Source organism: Isoptericola nanjingensis (genome assembly GCF_050311635.1).
Lineage (GTDB): Bacteria > Actinomycetota > Actinomycetes > Actinomycetales > Cellulomonadaceae > Isoptericola > Isoptericola nanjingensis.
In genome coordinates this window covers 101,868-120,755 of record NZ_JBNOZL010000007.1, presented here as the reverse complement: position 1 = coordinate 120,755, position 18,888 = coordinate 101,868, and the positions used below count along the sequence as shown (strand labels likewise).

Annotated in this window: 15 protein-coding genes; 8 read left to right on the top strand and 7 right to left on the bottom strand. The window is 74.5% G+C overall.

The window, feature by feature from the left end; all coding sequences use genetic code 11:
* Positions 1–5: 5 nt before the first annotated feature.
* Positions 6–1,274 (bottom strand): MFS transporter, encoded by a 1,269-nt coding sequence (locus tag ACQP6G_RS14955; RefSeq protein WP_429765369.1) that lies wholly within the window; start codon positions 1,272–1,274, stop codon positions 6–8.
* Between the two features lie 142 nt (positions 1,275–1,416).
* Between ACQP6G_RS14955 and ACQP6G_RS14950 the strand changes: the two genes are divergently transcribed.
* From ACQP6G_RS14950 to ACQP6G_RS14935, 4 genes are all read left to right on the top strand, one after another.
* Positions 1,417–2,328: a winged helix-turn-helix transcriptional regulator gene (locus ACQP6G_RS14950; RefSeq protein WP_429765368.1), complete on the top strand. Its 912-nt coding sequence runs from the start codon at positions 1,417–1,419 to the stop codon at positions 2,326–2,328.
* A 39-nt stretch (positions 2,329–2,367) separates the two neighbouring features.
* Positions 2,368–2,832 (top strand): SRPBCC family protein, encoded by a 465-nt coding sequence (locus ACQP6G_RS14945; protein WP_429765366.1) that lies wholly within the window; start codon positions 2,368–2,370, stop codon positions 2,830–2,832.
* Positions 2,829–4,097: a glycoside hydrolase family 3 N-terminal domain-containing protein gene (locus ACQP6G_RS14940; protein ID WP_429765364.1), complete on the top strand. Its 1,269-nt coding sequence runs from the start codon at positions 2,829–2,831 to the stop codon at positions 4,095–4,097. The genes ACQP6G_RS14945 and ACQP6G_RS14940 overlap by 4 nt, the downstream gene beginning before the upstream one ends.
* A 242-nt stretch (positions 4,098–4,339) precedes the next feature.
* Entirely contained in the window at positions 4,340–5,227 is an 888-nt protein-coding gene (locus tag ACQP6G_RS14935) for a CHAD domain-containing protein (RefSeq protein ID WP_429765362.1), read from the top strand.
* Positions 5,228–5,309: 82 nt separating this feature from the next.
* On the opposite strand, the gene ACQP6G_RS14930 is transcribed toward ACQP6G_RS14935, so the two are convergent.
* The 6 genes from ACQP6G_RS14930 to ACQP6G_RS14905 form a co-directional block, all read right to left on the bottom strand.
* Positions 5,310–5,609 (bottom strand): hypothetical protein, encoded by a 300-nt coding sequence (locus tag ACQP6G_RS14930; protein ID WP_429765360.1) that lies wholly within the window; start codon positions 5,607–5,609, stop codon positions 5,310–5,312.
* Positions 5,606–6,877: an inorganic phosphate transporter gene (locus ACQP6G_RS14925; RefSeq protein ID WP_429765358.1), complete on the bottom strand. Its 1,272-nt coding sequence runs from the start codon at positions 6,875–6,877 to the stop codon at positions 5,606–5,608. Before ACQP6G_RS14925 ends, ACQP6G_RS14930 begins: the two co-directional genes overlap by 4 nt.
* A gap of 139 nt (positions 6,878–7,016) precedes the next feature.
* Positions 7,017–8,030 carry an NAD-dependent epimerase/dehydratase family protein gene (locus ACQP6G_RS14920; RefSeq protein ID WP_429765356.1) on the bottom strand — a complete coding sequence of 338 codons (1,014 nt, stop codon included), beginning with the start codon at positions 8,028–8,030 and terminating at the stop codon, positions 7,017–7,019.
* Positions 8,027–10,774, bottom strand: a complete 2,748-nt coding sequence (locus ACQP6G_RS14915; protein WP_429765354.1) for an alpha/beta fold hydrolase — start codon at positions 10,772–10,774, stop codon at positions 8,027–8,029. Before ACQP6G_RS14915 ends, ACQP6G_RS14920 begins: the two co-directional genes overlap by 4 nt.
* A 5-nt stretch (positions 10,775–10,779) precedes the next feature.
* On the bottom strand, positions 10,780–11,802 hold the full coding sequence (locus ACQP6G_RS14910; protein ID WP_429765353.1) for a 3-oxoacyl-ACP synthase III: 1,023 nt from the start codon (positions 11,800–11,802) through the stop codon (positions 10,780–10,782).
* 185 nt (positions 11,803–11,987) lie between these two features.
* A complete protein-coding gene (locus ACQP6G_RS14905) occupies positions 11,988–14,225 on the bottom strand; it encodes a S9 family peptidase (RefSeq protein ID WP_429765352.1) in 2,238 nt (745 codons plus the stop codon).
* A gap of 227 nt (positions 14,226–14,452) precedes the next feature.
* Here ACQP6G_RS14905 and ACQP6G_RS14900 point away from each other — a divergent pair, with 227 nt between their 5' ends.
* From ACQP6G_RS14900 to ACQP6G_RS14885, 4 genes are read left to right on the top strand one after another with little or no spacing between them, the layout of a single operon-like run.
* Complete coding sequence (locus tag ACQP6G_RS14900) at positions 14,453–15,964, top strand: branched-chain amino acid ABC transporter permease (protein ID WP_429765351.1); 1,512 nt, start codon at positions 14,453–14,455, stop codon at positions 15,962–15,964.
* 13 nt (positions 15,965–15,977) lie between these two features.
* A complete protein-coding gene (locus ACQP6G_RS14895; RefSeq protein WP_429765349.1) occupies positions 15,978–16,979 on the top strand; it encodes a branched-chain amino acid ABC transporter permease in 1,002 nt (333 codons plus the stop codon).
* Between the two features lies 1 nt (position 16,980).
* Positions 16,981–17,979 carry an ABC transporter ATP-binding protein gene (locus ACQP6G_RS14890; RefSeq protein WP_429765347.1) on the top strand — a complete coding sequence of 333 codons (999 nt, stop codon included), beginning with the start codon at positions 16,981–16,983 and terminating at the stop codon, positions 17,977–17,979.
* A complete protein-coding gene (locus tag ACQP6G_RS14885; RefSeq protein WP_429765345.1) occupies positions 17,976–18,761 on the top strand; it encodes an ABC transporter ATP-binding protein in 786 nt (261 codons plus the stop codon). Before ACQP6G_RS14890 ends, ACQP6G_RS14885 begins: the two co-directional genes overlap by 4 nt.
* Positions 18,762–18,888 lie beyond the last annotated feature (127 nt).

The window sequence follows — 18,888 nt, the reverse complement described above, 5'->3', positions numbered from 1 at the left end:
GACGGTCAGCGGGACGCCGGGGTAGCGACCGGCCGGTCGTGGGCCGCTGCGTCGTGGTCCTCCAGGTTCCGCAGCCTCCGCACGGGGCTGAGGCCCACGATGACGGGCCCGAGCAGCAGCACGAACGCGGAGCCGAGCAGCACGGCTCGGCTGCCCACGTGCGCGGCGAGCACGCCGGCCGCGAGCGACCCGAGCGGGATCATGCTCCAGGAGACGAACCGTACGGTCGCCATCACCCGCGAGAGCAGCTCGGGCGGGCTCGCGACCTGCCGGTAGGTGCGCGTCACGACGCTCCCCGGCACCACGGACGCCCCGAAGACCATCGTGCCGACGGCGAAGCAGAGCCACCCCGCGGCGCCGGCGCCGAGCGGGACCAGCAGCGCGCCGGCGAACCCGACCAGCCCGTCGAGCAGCAGCACCCGCGCGGACCCGAAGCGCCGCACGAGCCACGGCGTGGCGGCCGCCGCGAGCAGCGACCCCACGCCGTCGGCGGCGAGCAGCACGCCCACCATCGCGGGCGGGGCGTCGAGGTCGCGCACCAGGTAGAGCGCGAACAGCCCGGCCTGCACGCCGCACACGAGGTTGACGACGCACGCCCACCAGGTGGCGGGCGCGATCACCGGGTGCCGCACCACGAACCGCCAGCCCTCCGCGATCATCTGCCCCATCCCGGGCCGCGCCTGCCCGTCGCCGAGGGCGGGCTCGTGACGCTCGGGCAGCCGCCGCAGCAGCAGGGCCGACACCACGTACGACACGGTGTCGACCAGCAGCGCGGGCACGGCACCCACGGCCTGCACGAGCAGTCCCGCCACCGACGGCCCGCCGAGCTGCGTGGCGGCCTGCGTGCCCGAGACGAGGCTGTTGCGGCTGGTCAGCTCGTGCTTCGGCACCACCGTCGGCAGGAAGGTCGTGTTGGCGGTGAAGAAGAACACCTCGGCCACGTTGACCGCGAGCGCCGCCAGCACGAGGTGGACCAGCGAGAGCTCCCCGAGCCACCAGACCAGCGGGACGGCGAAGATCGCGGCGGCGCGCGCCAGGTCGGCCCCCACCTGCGTGGCGCGCAGCGGCAGCCGGTGCACGATCGCGCCGGCGGGCAGGCCGAGCACCACCCAGGCGAGGTACGACGACGCGGCCAGCAGGCCCGTCTCGACCGGGCCGGCGTCCAGCACGGTCACCGCGGCCAGCGGCAGCGCGACGGTCGTGACGGCGGTGCCGACGCCGCTGGTGGTGCTCGCGGCCCAGTAGGTCCAGAACGGCCGTGCACTCGTGGCCACCGGGCCACCTCCTCGTCGATGAGACTCCGCGGAGCCCGCCGGGAACAAAGCGGGCCGCGTCGTCGTTGGTAAGTTCCAAATTGGAACTTACCCCACGGCGCGGGATGGACGCACACCCCGGCCCGGCGAGAGGATGTGCCCCATGCGCCGCGAGGACCTTGCCGACAGCTCGTGCGGCATCGCGCAGTCCCTCGGCGTCGTCGGCGACTGGCAGAGCCTGCTGATCGTGCGCGAGGCGGCCGCGGGCGTCACCCGGTTCGAGGGCTTCGACCGCGAGCTCGGGCTGTCCCGCCGCGCGCTCACCGAGCGGCTCGGCGGGCTCGTCGAGCACGGCGTCCTGGAGAAGGTGCCGTACTCCGAGCGCCCGCCGCGCCACGACTACCGGCTCACCGCCCGGGGCGAGGGCCTGCTCCCCGTGCTGCTGGCGCTGCAGGAGTGGGGCACGCGGTTCGTCATGGGCGACGGCGAGGTCAGCGGCGCGCTGGGCGACGGCGACCTCGCGCGGGCGCGCGCGCTCGAGGGCACGCACGTGCCCGACGTCGCGCTCACGGCGCACGACGGCTCCACCGTGCGGCTCGTGGACCCCGACCGGTGGACCGCGCTGTTCTTCTTCCCCGGCGCGTACGCCCCCGGCACCCACGGCTACCCGCCGCGCTGGGGCGAGGTGCCCGGCACCGCCGGCTGCACGCTCGAGTGCCTCACCTACGGCCGCCGGCACGCCGACCTCGAGGCGGCCGGCGCACGGGTGCTCGGCGTGAGCACGCAGCACCCCGAGCAGCAGGCCGCGTTCGCCACCCACGCCGAGCTGCCCTACCTGCTCGCGTCGGACCAGGACGGGCTGGCCGCGTCCGCCCTGCGGCTGCCCGTGTTCCGCGCCGGCGGCTCCGACCGGCTCAAGCGCGTCACGCTCCTGGTGGACCCGGCCGGCGTCGTCCGGCACGTGCAGGCGCCGGTGACCGACCCCGCCCAGTCGGTCGACGACGTGCTCGCCCTCGTGCGCGGGCTCGCGGCCACGACGCCGTCGGGGACGGCGGCGGCGAGGGCCCGGCGCTAGGGTCGGAACCAACCGGAGCCGGCGGAAGGAACCCCCACCATGACCAGCCCCACCAGCACGTCGGAGCACCGCTACCCGCACGTGGCCGAGGCGTCGATCCACGTGACCCAGCCGCCCGAGCGGGTGTGGGCCGAGCTCATGCACCCCGGCGCGCGCTGGATGCTCGGCGCGAACATCGAGACGGACTTCCGGCCGGGCAGCCCGATCACGTTCGAGGGCCACTTCTTCGGCCGCCAGTTCGCCGACAAGGGCGTGGTGATCGCCGTCGAGCGCCCGCGCCTGCTGCACTTCACGCACTTCTCCCCCCTGGCCGAGCTCGCGGACGTCGAGGACAACTACCACGAGATTCGCATTGCGCTCGAACCGGACGAGACGGGTACGGTCGTGTCCGTGAGGCAGGAGAACATCGACACGGCCCAGCACGCGACGAACTCGCAGGCGCACTGGCAGGACGCGCTCGCGACCCTCGCCCACCGCGACGGTGCACCTGCCCGACGCGCGTGACCCGCGGTCGGCCCGCACGGGCCGTCGCCGCCTCGCTCGCCACGACGCTCGTCGTCGTCCTCCTCGCCGCGTGCTCCGGCGCGGGCAGCGAGCCGTCGCCCGGCCCGGCATCCTCCGCCTCGGAGGGCTCGCCGTCGAGCTCACCCAGCCCGTCCCCGAGCCCGACGACCGCGTCCCCGAGCGCGACGACGTCCCCCGCCCCCGAGCCCACCGGCACCCCGACGCCCGACGACGTGCTCGCGGGCTGGACCCTCGAGCAGAAGGTGGGCCAGCTGCTCATGGTCGGGGTGTCGGTGAGCGACCCGGCCGCGGTGAGCGCCGAGTCGGTCCGCGACAAGCACGTGGGCAACGTGTTCCTGCACGGCCGCAGCACGGCCGGTGCGGAGGCGACCCGCGAGCTGGTCGACGAGTACACCGGCCTCGTGTCCCGCCGCTCGACGCACGCCACGCCGCTGCTCGTGGCCACCGACCAGGAGGGCGGCCTCGTCCAGGTGCTGCGGGGCCCGGGCTTCTCCGAGATCCCCAAGGCCACCGAGCAGGCCACGTGGAAGCCCGCCACGCTGCAGGACCGCGCCGAGGGCTGGGGCGACGAGCTCGCCGCCGCGGGCGTCAACCTCAACCTGGCGCCCGTGATGGACCTGGTCGACGAGGACGCCGCCGCGGACAACCCGCCCATCGGCTACTTCGGCCGGAACTACGGCTACACGCCGAAGTCCGTGGTGCGCTCCGCGAACGCGTTCGGCGCGGGCCAGCGGGCCGCCGGCGTCGAGCCCGTGATCAAGCACTTCCCGGGCCTCGGCCGCGTCACGCAGAACACCGACACCGACTCCCGCGTGACGGACGACGTCACCACCCGCGACGACGCGTCCGTGCGCGTCTTCGCCCGGGGGATCGAGGCGGGCGCCCGCTACGTGATGATGTCGAGCGCCGTCTACGAGCGCATCGACCCGGACGAGCCCGCCGTGTTCTCCCCCGTCGTCGTGGAGGACGTCCTGCGCGGCGACCTGGGGTTCGACGGCGTCGTCATGACGGACGACGTGTCGGCCGCCGCCCAGGTGCAGGACCGCTCGCCCGGCGAGCGGGCGGTGGACGCCGTCGACGCCGGCGTGGACCTGGTGCTCGCGTCCGCGGACCCGTCCGTCGCGCCCGCGATGGCGGACGCCCTGGTCGCGAAGGCCCGCAAGGACCCGGACTTCGCGAAGAAGGTCGACGCCTCCGCCCGCCGGGTGCTGGCCGCCAAGGCCGCCACCCTCCCGCCGAGGTAGGACCAGGCTCCGCGAGGTAGTCCCCGGGCTGCCGAGGTAGTACCGAACGCGGCGAGGTAGTACCGGTCTCCGCGAGGTAGTGCTGCCCGGGGTGGAATCTGACTACCTCACGGAAGGGTGCACTACCTCGCCCGTTCCGGTACTACCTCGGCGGCCCCCGGTACTACCTCGGCGGGCTGCGCCGTCGGCGCCGTGCGCGCCTGACCTCGCGCGGCGGGAGCGTCGCCGGGCGAGGATCGAGCATGACCCGCACCGCCGGCGACGCCCTCGGCGCCGCGATCCGCGCCCACGCGGAGACGATCCTGCGCGGGCACGACGACGTGCGGACGGCCGCGGCCCGGGCACCGGGTGCGCTTGACGACGCGCCCGACGCGGTGCACGACGCCCGCGTGGCGGTCCGGCGGCTGCGCGCCACGCTGCGAGTCTTCCGGGACGGCACGGCCCCCGAGCCGGGCACGGTCGGGGCCCTCACCTGGTGGGTGCGCACCCTCGGCGCGGCGCGCGACGCCGAGGTGCGGCGGACGGGCCTGGCGGAGCTCGCCGCGGGCCTCGAGCGGCCCTCGCCCGAGGTGCTCGCGGGTCTGGCGACGCTCGACGGCGCGCTGGTCGCGGCCGACGCCGCCGCCCGGGCGGAGGTGACGGCGGCGCTCGCGTCGGCCCGTTGCCGGGACCTCACCGCGCGGCTCGACGCGCTCGTCACGGCGCCGCCGCTGACCGACCGGTCCGGGGAGGCCGCGGCGACGACCCTGCGCCCCGCAGTCGTGCGCGAGCTGGGACGGGTGGGACGGCACGCCGGGCCGGTCGCCGCCTGGCGGGGTCCGGGGACGGGCGACCGGCCGCCGCCCGACGTCGTGCACCGTCTGCGCAAGGCGGTCCGCCGGGCGCGCTACGCCGCCGAGGTGCTCGCGACGTCCGGCGACCGCGCCACCGACCGCTGGGCCGACGACGTCGTCGCGCGCCACCGCGAGCTGCAGGACCTGCTGGGCACCGTGCACGACGCCGACGTGCTGCGCGCGACCCTGGCGGCGCTGCGCGAGCCGCGCACCGCCGCGGCGGTCGACGCGTGCGAGCGGCTCGGCGACGACCGTGCCGCGCAGGCCCTCGCCGCCGCGGCTGCCGCCGTCCGCTGAGCCGGAAACGCGGCCGAGCACGCGATCCGTCGCGCCATCAGGTCGGATGGCGCGACGGATCGCGTGCTCGAAGGCAGGTCGGTCAGTGGCCGCCGGAGACCAGGAAGACCAGCCCGAAGGCGATGGCCCCGACGACGACGCCCATGCAGGCGATGGCGCCCGCGAGGCGGGCCGGCGACGGGCGCGGGATGGCGACGGCGCGCGACGTCGGGGCGTCGTTCGCGTCGGAGGACGACGGGGAGACCGGACCGCCCGACGCGTCGGCCGGCGTCGTACCGGCCAGCAGCCGCAGCCCGAGCGCGAAGAGCGCGGGGATGCCTGCGCCGACGATCAGGCCGGCCACGAGGACCTGACCGAGCGAGCCCCACTCGATGAAGTTCATGCTCCCACCTTCGGGTTGGACGGGGCGCTGACGGTGCCCACGGCGGCGACGGCCGGCGCGACGGACGAGGCGGTGGCGACGGCGGGCACGGGCCCGACGCGCTCGCCGCCGGCCTCGCCGGTGGTGGCGGCGACGGGCTCGACGGACGCGCCCTTCTCCTCGTCCCAGGCCTCGTTGACGTTGGTGTGGTCGACGGGCTTGCGCCGCGAGGCGACCCAGATCGCCGCGGACGCCACGACCAGCAGCACGAAGACGGCGATCGTGCCGGCGGCGCCGCCGATGGACGACTCCAGCCAGTGGCACAGCGCGCCGACCAGGCCGGCCGCGGGGAGGGTGACCATCCAGGCCACGAACATGCGGCCCGCGACGCTCCAGCGGACCTTCGCGCCCGGCATGCCGACGCCCGAGCCGAGCACGGAGCCGGTGGCGACGTGCGTCGTCGAGAGCGAGAAGCCGAAGTGGCTGGACAGCAGGATGACGGCGGCGGACGACGTCTCGGCGGCCATGCCCTGGCGGGTGTCGATCTCGACGAGGCCCTTGCCGAGGGTGCGGATGACCCGCCAGCCGCCCAGGTAGGTGCCGACCGCCATCGCGAGGGCGCAGGACAGGATGACCCAGAACGGGACGCCGGAGTCGGCCGGCACGGCGCCGCCCGCGATGAGCGCGAGCAGGATGATGCCCATCGACTTCTGCGCGTCGTTGGTGCCGTGCGCCAGGGAGACGAGCGAGGCGGAGCCGATCTGGCCCCAGCGGAAGCCGCGGTTCGTCACGTCCTGCGGCACGCCGCGGGTCAGGCGGGCCACGAGCCACGTGCCCACGCCGGCCACCGCGATGGCGACCACGGGGGCGATGAGGGCGGGCACGAGCACCTTGGAGATCACGCCCTCCCACAGCACGCCCGACGTGCCGACGGCGGCGAGCACGGCGCCCACCATGCCGCCCACGAGGGCGTGCGAGGAGCTGGACGGGATGCCGAACAGCCAGGTGATGAGGTTCCAGACGATGCCGCCGACCAGGCCGGCGAGGACGACGGGCAGGGTGATCACCCCGGCGTCGACGATGCCCTTGGCGATCGTGGCGGCGACGGCGAGGGAGAGGAAGGCGCCGACGAGGTTGAGGACGGCGGACAGCGCGACGGCGGTCCGGGGCTTGAGGGCTCGGGTGGCGATGGAGGTGGCCATCGCGTTGCCCGTGTCGTGGAACCCGTTCGTGAAGTCGAAGGCGAGTGCGGTCACGACGACGAGCGCGAGCAGAAGCGTCTCGGTCACGGCACCCATCGTGGGGGGTGAACCTGAGCGTTTTCGACCGCCGGTGGGCCGTTCGGTGAACTGTTCCGGGACTGTTCACCTGTTGTTCATCTGACGGCGGCGTGTCGTGCTCGCGCGTGGCGGACGGCCTCCGCGAGAGCTACGGCAGGGGAGGCGCGGAGCCCCCGTAGTGCGCCGCCAGGCGGCGCAGCCCCTCGTCGACGGTCACCGCCGGGACCCAGCGCAGGTCGCGGTGGGTGGCCCGCTGGTCGAACCAGTGCGCGGTGGACAGCTGCTCGGCGAGGAAGCGCGTCATCGGCGGCTCGTCGGCGCCGGGACGCACCCGCCACAGGGCCTCGACGAGGCCGCCGGCCGACCGTGCCAGGCCGGCCGGCACCCGCCACGCGGGCGGGCGGACGCCCGCGGCCCGGCAGATGCCGGACAGCAGGTCGGCGACGGTGCGCGGCTCGCCGTTGGTGAGCACGTACGCCCGTCCGCCGACGACGTCGGGCGCGTCGCCGAGGCGGTCGAGGGCGGCGAGGATGCCGTCCGCGGCGTTGTCCACGTAGAGCGTGTCGATGAGGGCCGCGCCGTGGCCCAGCAGCGGGAGACGGCCGTGGGCGGCGCGGTCGACGACGCGCTCCACGAGCTGCGTGTCCCCCGGCCCCCAGACGATGTGCGGCCGGACGGCGACGACCCGCGGCCCGCCGCCTCGGGCACCGCCGGCGTCGCGCCCCAGCGCGAGCACCTCGGCGGCGGCCTTGGTCCGCGCGTAGTCGCCGCGCGCGCCCTCGGGGTCGGCGGGGGTGGCCGGGGCCCCGACGAGCGACGTCCCCAGGTGCGCGACCGACGGCGACGACACCTGCACGAACCGGCGCACGCCCGCGCGCTCGGCGGCGTCCAGCAGGGTGCGCGTGCCGCCCACGTTCACCTCGTGGAACTCCGCGGGCGCCCCCGCGAGGGACACCTTGGCGGCGAGGTGCACGACGGCGTCGGCCCCCTCGACGGCCCGCGCGACGACCTCCGGGTCGGTGACGGAACCGAGCACGTCGGCCGCGCCGTCGACGCCGGACGGGCGCCGCTGCAGGGTGCGCACGTCGTCCCCCCTGGCCACGAGGGCGCGGGTCACCGCGCCGCCGAGCAGCCCGGACGCGCCGGTCACGAGCACGGTCACGGCTGCCCCACCCGTCCGCCGGTGAGCACCCCGTCAGCCCACCTCGCCAGCCGGGTGCGGTCGACCTTGGAGTTGTGCCGCACGTCGGTGGGCATGCGCGGCACCGCCAGCACGGCGGCCAACGGCACCGACGACGCGGCCCGCGCGGCGGCGGCGAGGTCGTCCGGCGCGAGGCCGGGGCGGCGCGTGGTGCTGGTGGTCTCGACGACGGCGACCGCCTGGTGCACCCCCGCGGGCCCGACGCCGACGACGGCGGCGCGCCGCACGGCGGGCACCCGCTCCACGTGCTGCTCGGGGCCCACGGGCGCCAGCGGCCCGTCGGCGGTGCGCAGCACGTGCGCGAGGCGCCCCTCGATCCACAGGCGACCCTGGTCGTCCAGGTGCCCGACGTCGCCCGTGCGGTGCCAGCGACCCGGCGGGGTGTCGCGCTCGGCGGCCACGTCGGTGAGCCAGAGGCGGTCGTAGCGCTCCTTGAGGTGACCGGCGCGCACCAGCACCTCGCCCAGCACGCCCGGGTCCGCGGACGGCGCGCCGGTCGCGTCGCCGTCGTCGTCGAGCGCGCTGACCAGCACCTCGCCGCCGCCGACGGGCCGGCCCACGCAGACGCCGGCGTCCGGCGCCGTGGCCGCGTCCCGGATCCCCTCGAGCGTGATGTCCGTGACGAGGAGGCACTCCGTCATCCCGTACGGGGTGTGCGGGGTCGCCGCCGGCATGAGCGCCGCCGCCGAGCCGAGCAGCTCCGCCGAGATCGGCGCGCCCGTCGACAGGAAGGTCCGCACCCGGGCGAGGGCCGCCCGGTCGGCGTCGTCGAGCGCGTCGGCGGTGTCGACGACGTTGAGGATCGCCGCCGGGGACAGGAAGACGATGCGCGCGTCGGACGCCGTCACGGCGTCGGCGACGGCCCGCGCGGTGAGCGTCGCGGGCGACGACACGTCCATCACCGGCGTCACCGACCGCGTGCCGAGCACCGGCCCCAGCAGGGCGAACGGAGCGAACCCGGTGACGAGGCCCGTCTCGGTCCCGACGTCGAAGTGCGCGGCGAGCGCGTCGCGCAGCGCCGACAGCTCGGCGTGCCGGTAGACGACGCCCTTCGCCGGCCCGGTCGAGCCCGACGTGAACAGCACGGCGGCCTCGTCGTGCGGGCCGGGCTCCGGCGGCAGAGGGCGCCCCTCGCCCGCCCGGGCGACGTCGACCAGCTCGTGCGTCACCCCGAGAACCCGACGCACGGTGGGCGCCAGCGGCTCGGCCGAGATCCGCACCCCCGGCCAGCCCAGCGCCCGCGCCGCGGCCAGGCCCTTGCGCTGCGCGACCACGAACCGCGGCCACGCCCCCCGCTGCGCCCGCGTCAGCCCGCGCACGCCCAGCCCGGCGTCGGCCACCACCACGACGGCCCCGATCCGCAGGCACGCGTACACCAGCGCCGTCAGCGTCGGGCCCGGCTCCACCAGCAGCGACACCCGGTCACCCCGCCGCACGCCGATGCCGTACAGCCCGGCGGCGATGCGCCGCACCTGCCGGTCCAGCGCCCGCCAGCTCGCCGTGAACGGACGCCCGTCCGCGCCGTCCGCCGTCGTGGAGGCCGTCATGTCCAGCACGGCCGCCGCGTCGTCGTCGGCCCGCGCGTCCAGCGCCGCCCACAGCGGCACGAACGGTGTCGCGGAGTCGTCCGACGAAGCGGGCGGCGAGGTGATGCTCGAGGCGGAGGGGTCGGGGACCTCGGGCACGGATGTACGAAGTCCCGAAGTGGAGGGCCCCCTGGGGCCCGTGAACGCATCCGTGCCCGAGGTCCCCGACCCCTCCGCCGACAGCGAGGACAGCCACGACAACACCGAAGGAGCCCAGTCGACGTCCTCGGCGATGAGATGACCAGCCTCGGCGAACCGGTGCACGTGCGCGTGCGGCAGGCGGCGCACGAGGTCGTCGAGGTACCGGTCGGAGAAGATCGGGTCGTGCGGCCCCCACAGCAGGACGGCAGGCACGGTGAGCCGGGCGACGCCGGCGGCGATGCGGTCCAGCTCGGCCGCGCTGGGGTGCGCGGCGCTTGTGGGGATGTCGGCGACGAACCCCTCGATGCCGTCGCGCTCGTGGGCGGCGAGGTAGGGCAGGCGGTAGGCCGCGGCGACGTCGGCGGCCAGCCGCGGACGGGCCAGCGACAGCGTCGTCTCCAGGAAGGCGCGGGTGGTGCGCGTGCCGAGGCGGTGCACGGGCCCGGCGAGCGCGAGGCGCAGCGGCGCGGGCACCGGCGCGTCGTCGGGCTGGTGCACGGCGGTGTTGAGCAGCGCGACGCCGGCGAGCAGGTCGGGGTGGTCGACGGCCCAGCCGAGCGAGACGACGCCGCCCCAGTCGTGGCCGAGCGTCACGACCGGCCCCGTCAGGCCGAGCGCGTCGGTGAACGCGCCGAGGTCGGCGACGCGGCGGGCGAGCGGCCGGTGCTCGCCGGAGCGCTGGGACAGCCCCATCTCGAGCTGGTCGACGGCGACGACGCGCCAGGCGGGCGCGCCGGCGTCCGCGGCGTCCGGCGCGTCGGCGACGAGCCGCCGCCACAGGTACGACCAGGTGGGGTTGCCGTGCACGGCGAGCACGGTGCCGACGGGCTCGTGCCCGCGCGCGGTCAGCTCGGGCCCGTTGTCGAGGTAGTGCCACGACGCGCCGCGCGCGTCGGTGAGCACGTGGCTGTGGCGCGGGTCGAGGCCGGGCAGGCCCGGCGGGACGGTGTCGGCGGGTCGGGGGGTCGGGGCGGGCACGCCCGTCACCACGCGAGCTCCAGCATCGCCGTGTTGATGCCGGAACCGACGCCCATGAGCAGCACGCGGTCGCCGGCGCTCAGCGAGTCCTGCTGCTCCACGAGGGTGATGGGGACGGACGCGGGCCCGACGTTCCCCAGCCGCTCGTACGTGGTGGGCACCTTGGCCCGGTCCAGGCCGACGGCCTCGACGATGGCGTCGGTGTGCACGCGCGACACCTGGTGGGTGACGTAGCGGTCCATGCGCGCCCAGTCCCAGTCGGCGACCGCGTCCTTCCAGGCGTCGACGACGAGCTCGAGGCCGCCCTCGAGCAGCGCCTTCGCGTCGGTGAACATGCCCTCGGTGCTGCCGACGCACAGGTCGTGGAACTGCGTCGCGGCGCGCGTGACGCCGCCGAGGACGCGGTGGCCCTCCGGATGCTCGTCCGTCCGCCCCAGCACGGCTGCGGCGGAGCCGGAGCCGAGGGTGAGCGAGGCGAACTCCTGCATGAAGTCGTCGCGGCTGCGGTCCTCCTGCAGGAGCCGCTCGATGGTGCGGTCGTGGATGACGTCGGCGTCCTCGCCGTCCACCACGACGGCGTACCGGACCTGGCCGGACTCGATCATCCCGGCGGCGAGGCTCATGCCGTTGATGAAGCCCAGGCAGGCGTTGGCGACGTCGAAGTTCACGGCCGACGACGGCAGCCCGAGCCCGTGGTGCAGCCGCACCGCGACGGACGGCTCGAGGTGCCGGCGCGTCACGGACGTGTTGATGAGCAGGCCGACGTCGGCGGGCTCGACGCCCGCGACGGTGAGCGCCTCGCGCCCGGCGGCGACGGTCGCGTCGTCGACGTCCTCGTCGGCGGCCCAGGCGCGCCGCTCACGCACGCCGGCGACGCGCTCCAGCAGCGTGGTGGGGAGCCGCAGCCGGCGGAGCGCGGGGGCGAGCCGCTGCTGCACGGCGGCCGAGGTCCGCACCCCGGCCGGGATCCTGCTGGTCACGGCCAGCAGGGAGACCCCTGCGAACCTGGTGGTGGCGTTTCCTGACACACGAGCTCCAGACGACCGGTCGTGCGCGAGCGCACGGAGCCGGCTCAGCGACGAGTTGGCGGGGTCGCGCGACCCCGGCCCCGCGACGTTACGACGTCCGGGGCGCGCCCGCCGTTCCAACCCCGCGATGTGGGATCGGCCACGCAGGGTTCACCCGCGGCGCGCACGGGTCGCGCAGCCGTCCCTCACGCCGCGCCGAGGACGTCCAGCGTCCACGCGTGCTCGAACGCGATCTCCTCCCAGCGCGCGTACCGCCCGGAGACGCCGCCGTGCCCGGCGGACATCTCGATCTTGAGCAGCGCCGGGGCGCCGGCGGCCCGCAGCCGCGCGACCCACTTGGCGGGCTCCACGTACAGCACGCGGGTGTCGTGCAGCGACGTCGTCGCCAGCACCCGCGGGTACGCGGACGCGTCGTCGGGCACGTTCTCGTACGGCGCGTACCCCTTCATCCGGGCGTACACCTCGGCGTCGTGCAGGGGGTCGCCCCACTCGTCCCACTCGACGACGGTGAGCGGCAGGGTGGGGTCGAGCATCGAGGTGAGCGCGTCGACGAACGGCACGCCCGCGAGCACGCCCGCGAACAGGTCGGGCGCCAGGTTGAGCGCCGCGCCCACCGTGAGCCCGCCCGCGCTGGCGCCGTCGGCCACCATCCGCTCCGGCGACGTCCAGCCCGTCTCCACGAGGTGCCGCCCGCACGCGACGAGGTCGCTGAAGGTGTGCTCCTTGGCCGCGAGCTTGCCGTCGTCGTACCAGTGCCGGCCCAGCTCGCCGCCGCCACGCACGTGCGCGACGGCGAAGACGACGCCGCGGTCCAGCAGGCTGAGGCGCGGGACGGAGAAGTACGGGTCGATGCTCGTCTCGTACGCGCCGTACGAGTACAGCAGCAGCGGTGCGGGCTCGGCGCGCGTGCCGGAGCCGTCGAGCGTCACCGCGTCGCGCCGCCACACCAGGCTGATCGGCACCCGCGTGCCGTCCTGGGCCGTCGCCCACTCGCGGTGCTGCGCGTAGTCGGCCGGGTCGTAGCCGCCCAGCACGGGCTGCCGCTTGCGCACGTGCCGCTCGCCCGTGGCGAGGTCGACGTCCACCACCGTGGCGGGCGTGACGAACGACGTGTGCTGCACCCGCAGCAGCGGCTGCTCCCACGTGGGGTTCGCGTCGAGGGCCACCGAGAACAGCGGCTCGTCGACGTCGATCTCCCGCGCCGTCCACGACTGCTCGCCCGTCGTGCGCGCCAGGTCGACGACCGCGACCCGCGGCAGCGCCTCGCGCCGCAGGCTCAGCACCACGTGGCGCGCGAAGGCGTCCACGCCCTCGAGGCGCACGTCCGGGTCGTGGGGCACGACGACGCGCGCCGCGGCCGGGTCCAGGGCACCGGCGGCGCCGTCGTCGCCCGCGCGGGCCGGGACGTCCGCCACGACCAGCTCGAAGTTCTCCGCGCCGTCGTTGTGCAGCACGAGCAGCGCGTCGCGACCCGCGCCGTCGCCGTCGCCCAGCACGGCGTGCTCGACCGTGTACTCGACGTCGTCCCGCCGCTCCCAGACCACGCGGAACTCGCCCGTGGGGTCGTCCGCCTCCAGGACGCGCGCCTCGCTGGTCGTCTTGGACCCGGCCTCGATCACCAGGTAGCGGCGCGAGCGCGTGAGCCCGACGCCGATCCAGAACCGCTCGTCGGGCTCCTCCAGCACCAGCACGTCGTCCGACGCCGGCGTGCCGACCTCGTGCCGCCAGATCCGGTAGGGCCGCCACGCGTCGTCGACCGTGGGGTAGAAGACGTACCGGCCGTCGGGCGTGAGCACGGCGCCCGGGAACGTGCCCTCGACGACGTCGGGCAGGTCCGCGCCCGTCGTCAGGTCGCGCACGCGCAACGTGAACCGCTCGTCGCCCTGGGTGTCGACGGCGTAGGCGAGCCGCGCGCCGTCCTCGGACACGTCGAACGAGCCGAGGGAGAAGAAGTCGTGCCCGTCCGCCGCGACGTTCTGGTCGAGCAGCACCTGCTCGCCGGGCGGCACGGAGCCCGCCTCGATCTGCGGGGGCGCCCACGCCCCCGCGGCGGGCACGCGCGCGTGGATCGGGTACTGCCGGCCCTCCTCGGTGCGCGTGTAGTACCAGGACCCGCCCATCCGCACGGGCACCGACAGGTCGGACTCGAGCGTGCGCGCCTTGATCTCGTCGAAGACCGCCTGCCGCAGCGGCGCCAGGTGCGCCAGCCGCGCCTGGGTCCACGCGTTCTCCGCCTCCAGGTGCGCCAGCACCTCGGGGGAGGACTTGTCGCGCAGCCACTCGTAGTCGTCGACGAACTCGTCGCCGTGGTGCCGGCGGACGGTGGGGCGGCGCTCCGCCACGGGAGCGCGGTCGGGGACGGGGTCAGGGGAGGCGTCGTCGGTGGCGTCGAGGTCTGCGGGGGCGGTCAGGTCGTCGGGCACCCGGCCAGCCTAGGTCCGCGGCGGCGAGGACCGGATTCCGCCCGCACGATGCCGGACTGTGACCTGGATCTGTCATTTGGGTCACATTTTCGTGGCTACACTCGCGGCACGCTCGCGAAACGCCGCGGATACATGGGGCCTTTAGTGTCCCTGCATCGACGGGGTGAGCGGGTGGAACCCCGGGCTCGCCCCGGGGGAACGACATCGACACACGGAGGACCCGGCCGATGACGACGGACCGACCGACCAGGGCGATCGCGCTGCGCCGCACGGTGGCAGCGCTTGCGATCGCCCTCGCCCCTGCCGTGCTCGCCTCGCCACCAGCGCAGGCAGCCCCAGGAGCGGACGCGGCGCACACCAGCGGCGCCGCCACCAGCACCACCGCTACCAGGCTCGCGACCGACGTCGCGACCGACTGCAAGCCCGACGACTCGACCGCTTGCGTCGCCGTCGTCGTCATGAACGACGCGGGCGACCGGATCGCCGACGCCGAGGTGACCATCACCGGTCCGGGCGGCTTCGACGAGACCGTCACCACCACGGCGGACGCACCCGCGTCGGTGGCGGTGCCCGAGGTCGGCCGCTACACCCTCACGCTCGATCCCGCGTCTCTGCCCGCGGGCGAGCAGCTGCCGGACGGCGCGTCGACCGAGCTCCAGGTCACCGCCCAGACCGGCGGCACCGGACGGGCCGCGTTCCAGGTCGGCGGCGAGGCGGTGGCTCCCGAGAGCCCCAGCGCCGAGGCCACCACGACGGCACCGGGTGGCGACGAGGGCACCGACGCCGGGACCGGCACCACCACCGAGGGCGACGGCGTCGCGACGGCGCCGGAGGGCGACGCCTCCGAGCGGGCGTTCTCCTGGGGCCAGGTGTGGCAGCAGTTCGGCTCCGGCATCCGCTTCGGCCTGCTGCTCGCCCTCGCGTCCATCGGGCTCAACCTCGTCTTCGGCACCACCGGGATGTCGAACTTCGCCCACGGCGAGCAGTTCGCCCTCGGCGCCGCGCTCGGCTTCATCGCCATCAACCAGATGGGCATGTCGATCTGGGTCGGGGGCCTGCTGACCATCGCCGTCTGCGCCCTCACGGGCGTCGCGCAGGACGCCGCCATCTGGCGGCCGCTGCGCCGCCGGGGCACCCCGGTGATGCAGCTGATGATCGTCTCGATCGGCTTGTCGATCACGCTGCAGTACGTGATCCAGCTCCTCATCGGCGGCGGGTCGGAGCGCATCCTGTCGGCCAACCCGCGGCCCCTGACGCTGCTGGGGATCACGCTCAGCACCACGTCGTGGATCTCGATGGCGGTCGCGCTGGTGTGCCTGATCGGCTTCGCGCTCTTCCTCACCCGCACCCGGCTGGGCCGGGCCACCCGCGCCGTGTCCGACAACCCGGCGTTGGCCTCGGCCACCGGCATCGACCCCGACAAGGTGGTCCGCGTCGTGTGGATCCTCGCCACCGCGTTCGCCGCGCTGGCCGGGCTGATGTGGGGCATCTCGTTCGGGTCGTTCAACTGGCAGCTCGGCGTGCAGCTCCTGCTGCTGATGTTCGCCGCCGTGACGCTCGGCGGCCTCGGCACCGCGTTCGGCGCCCTCGTCGGGTCGATCCTCATCGGCCTCGTGGTCGAGCTGTCCAACCTCGTGATCCAGAGCGACCTGCGGTACGCGTCGGCGCTCGTGATCCTCATCCTCGTGCTCCTGATCCGGCCGCAGGGCATCCTGGGCCGCCGCGAGCGGATCGGCTGAAGGGAGACCGACCATGGACGAGTTCCTCAGAATCCTCACCCAGTCGCTCGCCGAGCTCATCGCCCCGACGACGGCCGCGTACGCGCTCGCCGCCATCGGGCTCAACCTGCACTTCGGGTACACCGGGCTGCTCAACATGGGCCAGGCCGGCTTCATGCTGCTGGGCGCCTACGGCTTCGGCATCGCGACGATCGCGGGGGCGCCGTTCTTCCTCGCGCTGCTCGTCGCCCTGGTCGCGGGCCTGATCTTCGCGCTGCTGCTCGGCATCCCGACGCTCCAGCTGCGCGGCGACTACCTGGCGATCGTCACCATCTCCGCCGCGGAGATCATCCGGTGGATCGGGCGGTCCACCTGGCTGCAGGAGTGGACCGGCGGGGCCTCCGGCCTCCAGGGCCGCAACTACAAGGGCACCTTCCAGGACCTGTCACCCCTGCCCGATGGCCGTACCGTCATCGGGCCGCTCGAGTACATCAACACCGGGTCCGACTCCTGGTGGACGCGGATCTTCGCGTGGGGCGTCGTCGCCCTGGCCCTGCTGTTCGTCTGGCTCGTCACCCGTAGCCCCTGGGGCCGCGTGCTCAAGGGCATCCGCGAGGACGAGGACGCCGTGCGGGCGCTCGGCAAGAACGTGTACTCGTACAAGCTGCAGTCGCTGGTGCTGGGCGGCATGCTCGGCGCCCTCGGTGGCGTCCTCTACGTGCTGCCGATCACCATCGCCCCCGACGCGATGGGCCGCACGATGACGTTCTTCGTGTGGACGGTGCTGCTGCTCGGCGGGGCCGCCACCGTCTTCGGTCCGGTGCTCGGCGCCATGATCTTCTTCGGCGCCTACATGTTCATGCGCACCGGGATGCGCGCCCTGTCCGAGAACACCGGGGTGGGGGACGTCATCAGCACCACCAACGTGGAGCAGATCGGCGGCATGCTGGTGGGTATCACGCTGATGCTCCTCGTGATCTTCAGGCCGCAGGGCATCCTCGGGAACAAGAAGGAGCTGGCCTTCAATGTCCGCTGACATGTCCGAAGAGACCACGTCCGGCCAGGCTCACGACGCGGCCGGCCCGCCCGAGTCCGTCGTCGACGCGGCGGCCGCGGCCGCCGTCGCCCCCACCTCGGCCGTCGCCGCCGAGGCGCGCGACGATCTCTCGCAGGTCGAGCCCGTCGTGGGGGCGCCCAAGCCGGACGCCATCCTCGTGGCCGACGACGTCGTGCGCCGCTTCGGCGGCATGACGGCGGTCGACGTCGAGCACCTCGAGGTGCAGCGGGGCGCGATCACGGCGCTCATCGGCCCGAACGGCGCCGGGAAGACGACGTTCTTCAACCTGCTCACCGGCTTCGACACGCCCGAGAGCGGTCGCTGGAGCTTCGAGGGGAAGTCGCTCGCCGGCAAGAGCGGGGCGCGCGTCGCCCAGTCGGGGATGGTCCGTACGTTCCAGCTCACGAAGGCTCTGTCGCGGCTCACGGTGCTGCAGAACATGCTGCTCGCGTCCCCGAAGAACCCCGGCGAGCGCTTCTGGCTCTCCTGGCTGCCGTTCACCTGGCAGGCGCACGAGAAGGAGGCCACCGAGAAGGCGATGGAGATCCTCGCCCGGTTCAAGCTCGACGCGAAGGCCGACGACTTCGCCGGGTCGCTGTCGGGCGGGCAGCGCAAGCTGCTCGAGATGGCGCGCGCCCTCATGACCGACCCGACGATGATCATGCTCGACGAGCCGATGGCGGGCGTGAACCCCGCCCTCGTGCAGTCCCTCCTGGGGCACGTGCAGGCGCTGCGCGACGAGGGCATGACGGTCCTGTTCGTCGAGCACGACATGCACGCCGTGCGGCACATCTCCGACTGGGTGGTGGTCATGGCGGAGGGCCGGATCGTGGCCGAGGGGCCGCCGGCGACGGTCATGCAGGACCAGGCCGTGGTCGACGCCTACCTGGGCGCCCACCACGACACCGACCTGGGCGACGACTCCCTGCTCGACCCCGAGATCCTGGCCCGCCTCGAGGCCGAGGAGGAGAAGCGATGAGCGACACCTCGACACTCACGACCCCCACGCACCCCGGCGGTGTCCCCGAGGGGAAGGAGCTCCTGCTGCGGGCCGACAACCTCGTCGCGGGCTACCTCCCCGGGGTGCACATCCTCGACGGCTGCTCGATCGAGGTGGGCAAGGGCGAGCTGGTGGGGATCATCGGCCCCAACGGCGCCGGCAAGTCCACGCTGCTCAAGGCGCTGTTCGGGCTGGTGAAGATCCACTCCGGCACCGTGACCCTCGGCGGCGACGACATCACCGGCATGAAGGCCAACACCCTCGTGGCGCGCGGCGTCGGGTTCGTGCCGCAGACCAACAACGTCTTCCCGTCGTTGTCGGTCGAGGAGAACATGCGGATGGGGGTGTACCTGCGCCCGAAGGTGTTCGACGAGCGCTGGTCGTTCATCCGCGACCTGTTCCCCGTGCTGCACGAGCGCCGCACCCAGCGGGCGGGCGCCATGTCCGGCGGCGAGCGGCAGATGGTGGCGATGGCCCGGGCGCTCATGATGAACCCGTCCGTGCTGCTGCTCGACGAGCCGTCGGCGGGCCTGTCCCCGGTGCGCCAGGACGAGACGTTCCTACGCACCCGGATGATCAACAAGGCGGGCGTGTCGATCATCATGGTGGAGCAGAACGCCCGCCGCTGCCTGCAGATCTGCGACCGCGGCTACGTGCTCGACCAGGGCAAGGACGCGTACACCGGCACCGGGCGCGAGCTGCAGTCCGACCCGAAGGTCATCTCCCTCTACCTCGGCTCCCTGGCGGAGGACACGAAGTAGCCCGCCGAGGTAGTACCGGACCTGCCGAGGTAGTACCGAACCTGCCGAGGTAGTACGCACGAGACACGACGACGGCGGCCGCTCGGGTGAGCGGCCGCCGTCGTCGTCGCGGACGAGCGGGACAGGG

Bases quoted from the DNA above. Each gene is read 5' to 3' on its own strand.
- ACQP6G_RS14950 (WP_429765368.1), top strand. From the start codon at position 1,417: ATGCGCCGCGAGGACCTTGCCGACAGCTCGTGCGGCATCGCGCAGTCC.
- ACQP6G_RS14945 (WP_429765366.1), top strand. From the start codon at position 2,368: ATGACCAGCCCCACCAGCACGTCGGAGCACCGCTACCCGCACGTGGCC.
- ACQP6G_RS14935 (WP_429765362.1), top strand. From the start codon at position 4,340: ATGACCCGCACCGCCGGCGACGCCCTCGGCGCCGCGATCCGCGCCCAC.
- ACQP6G_RS14930 (WP_429765360.1), bottom strand. From the start codon at position 5,609: ATGAACTTCATCGAGTGGGGCTCGCTCGGTCAGGTCCTCGTGGCCGGC.
- ACQP6G_RS14900 (WP_429765351.1), top strand. From the start codon at position 14,453: ATGACGACGGACCGACCGACCAGGGCGATCGCGCTGCGCCGCACGGTG.
- ACQP6G_RS14895 (WP_429765349.1), top strand. From the start codon at position 15,978: ATGGACGAGTTCCTCAGAATCCTCACCCAGTCGCTCGCCGAGCTCATC.
- ACQP6G_RS14890 (WP_429765347.1), top strand. From the start codon at position 16,981: ATGTCCGAAGAGACCACGTCCGGCCAGGCTCACGACGCGGCCGGCCCG.
- ACQP6G_RS14885 (WP_429765345.1), top strand. From the start codon at position 17,976: ATGAGCGACACCTCGACACTCACGACCCCCACGCACCCCGGCGGTGTC.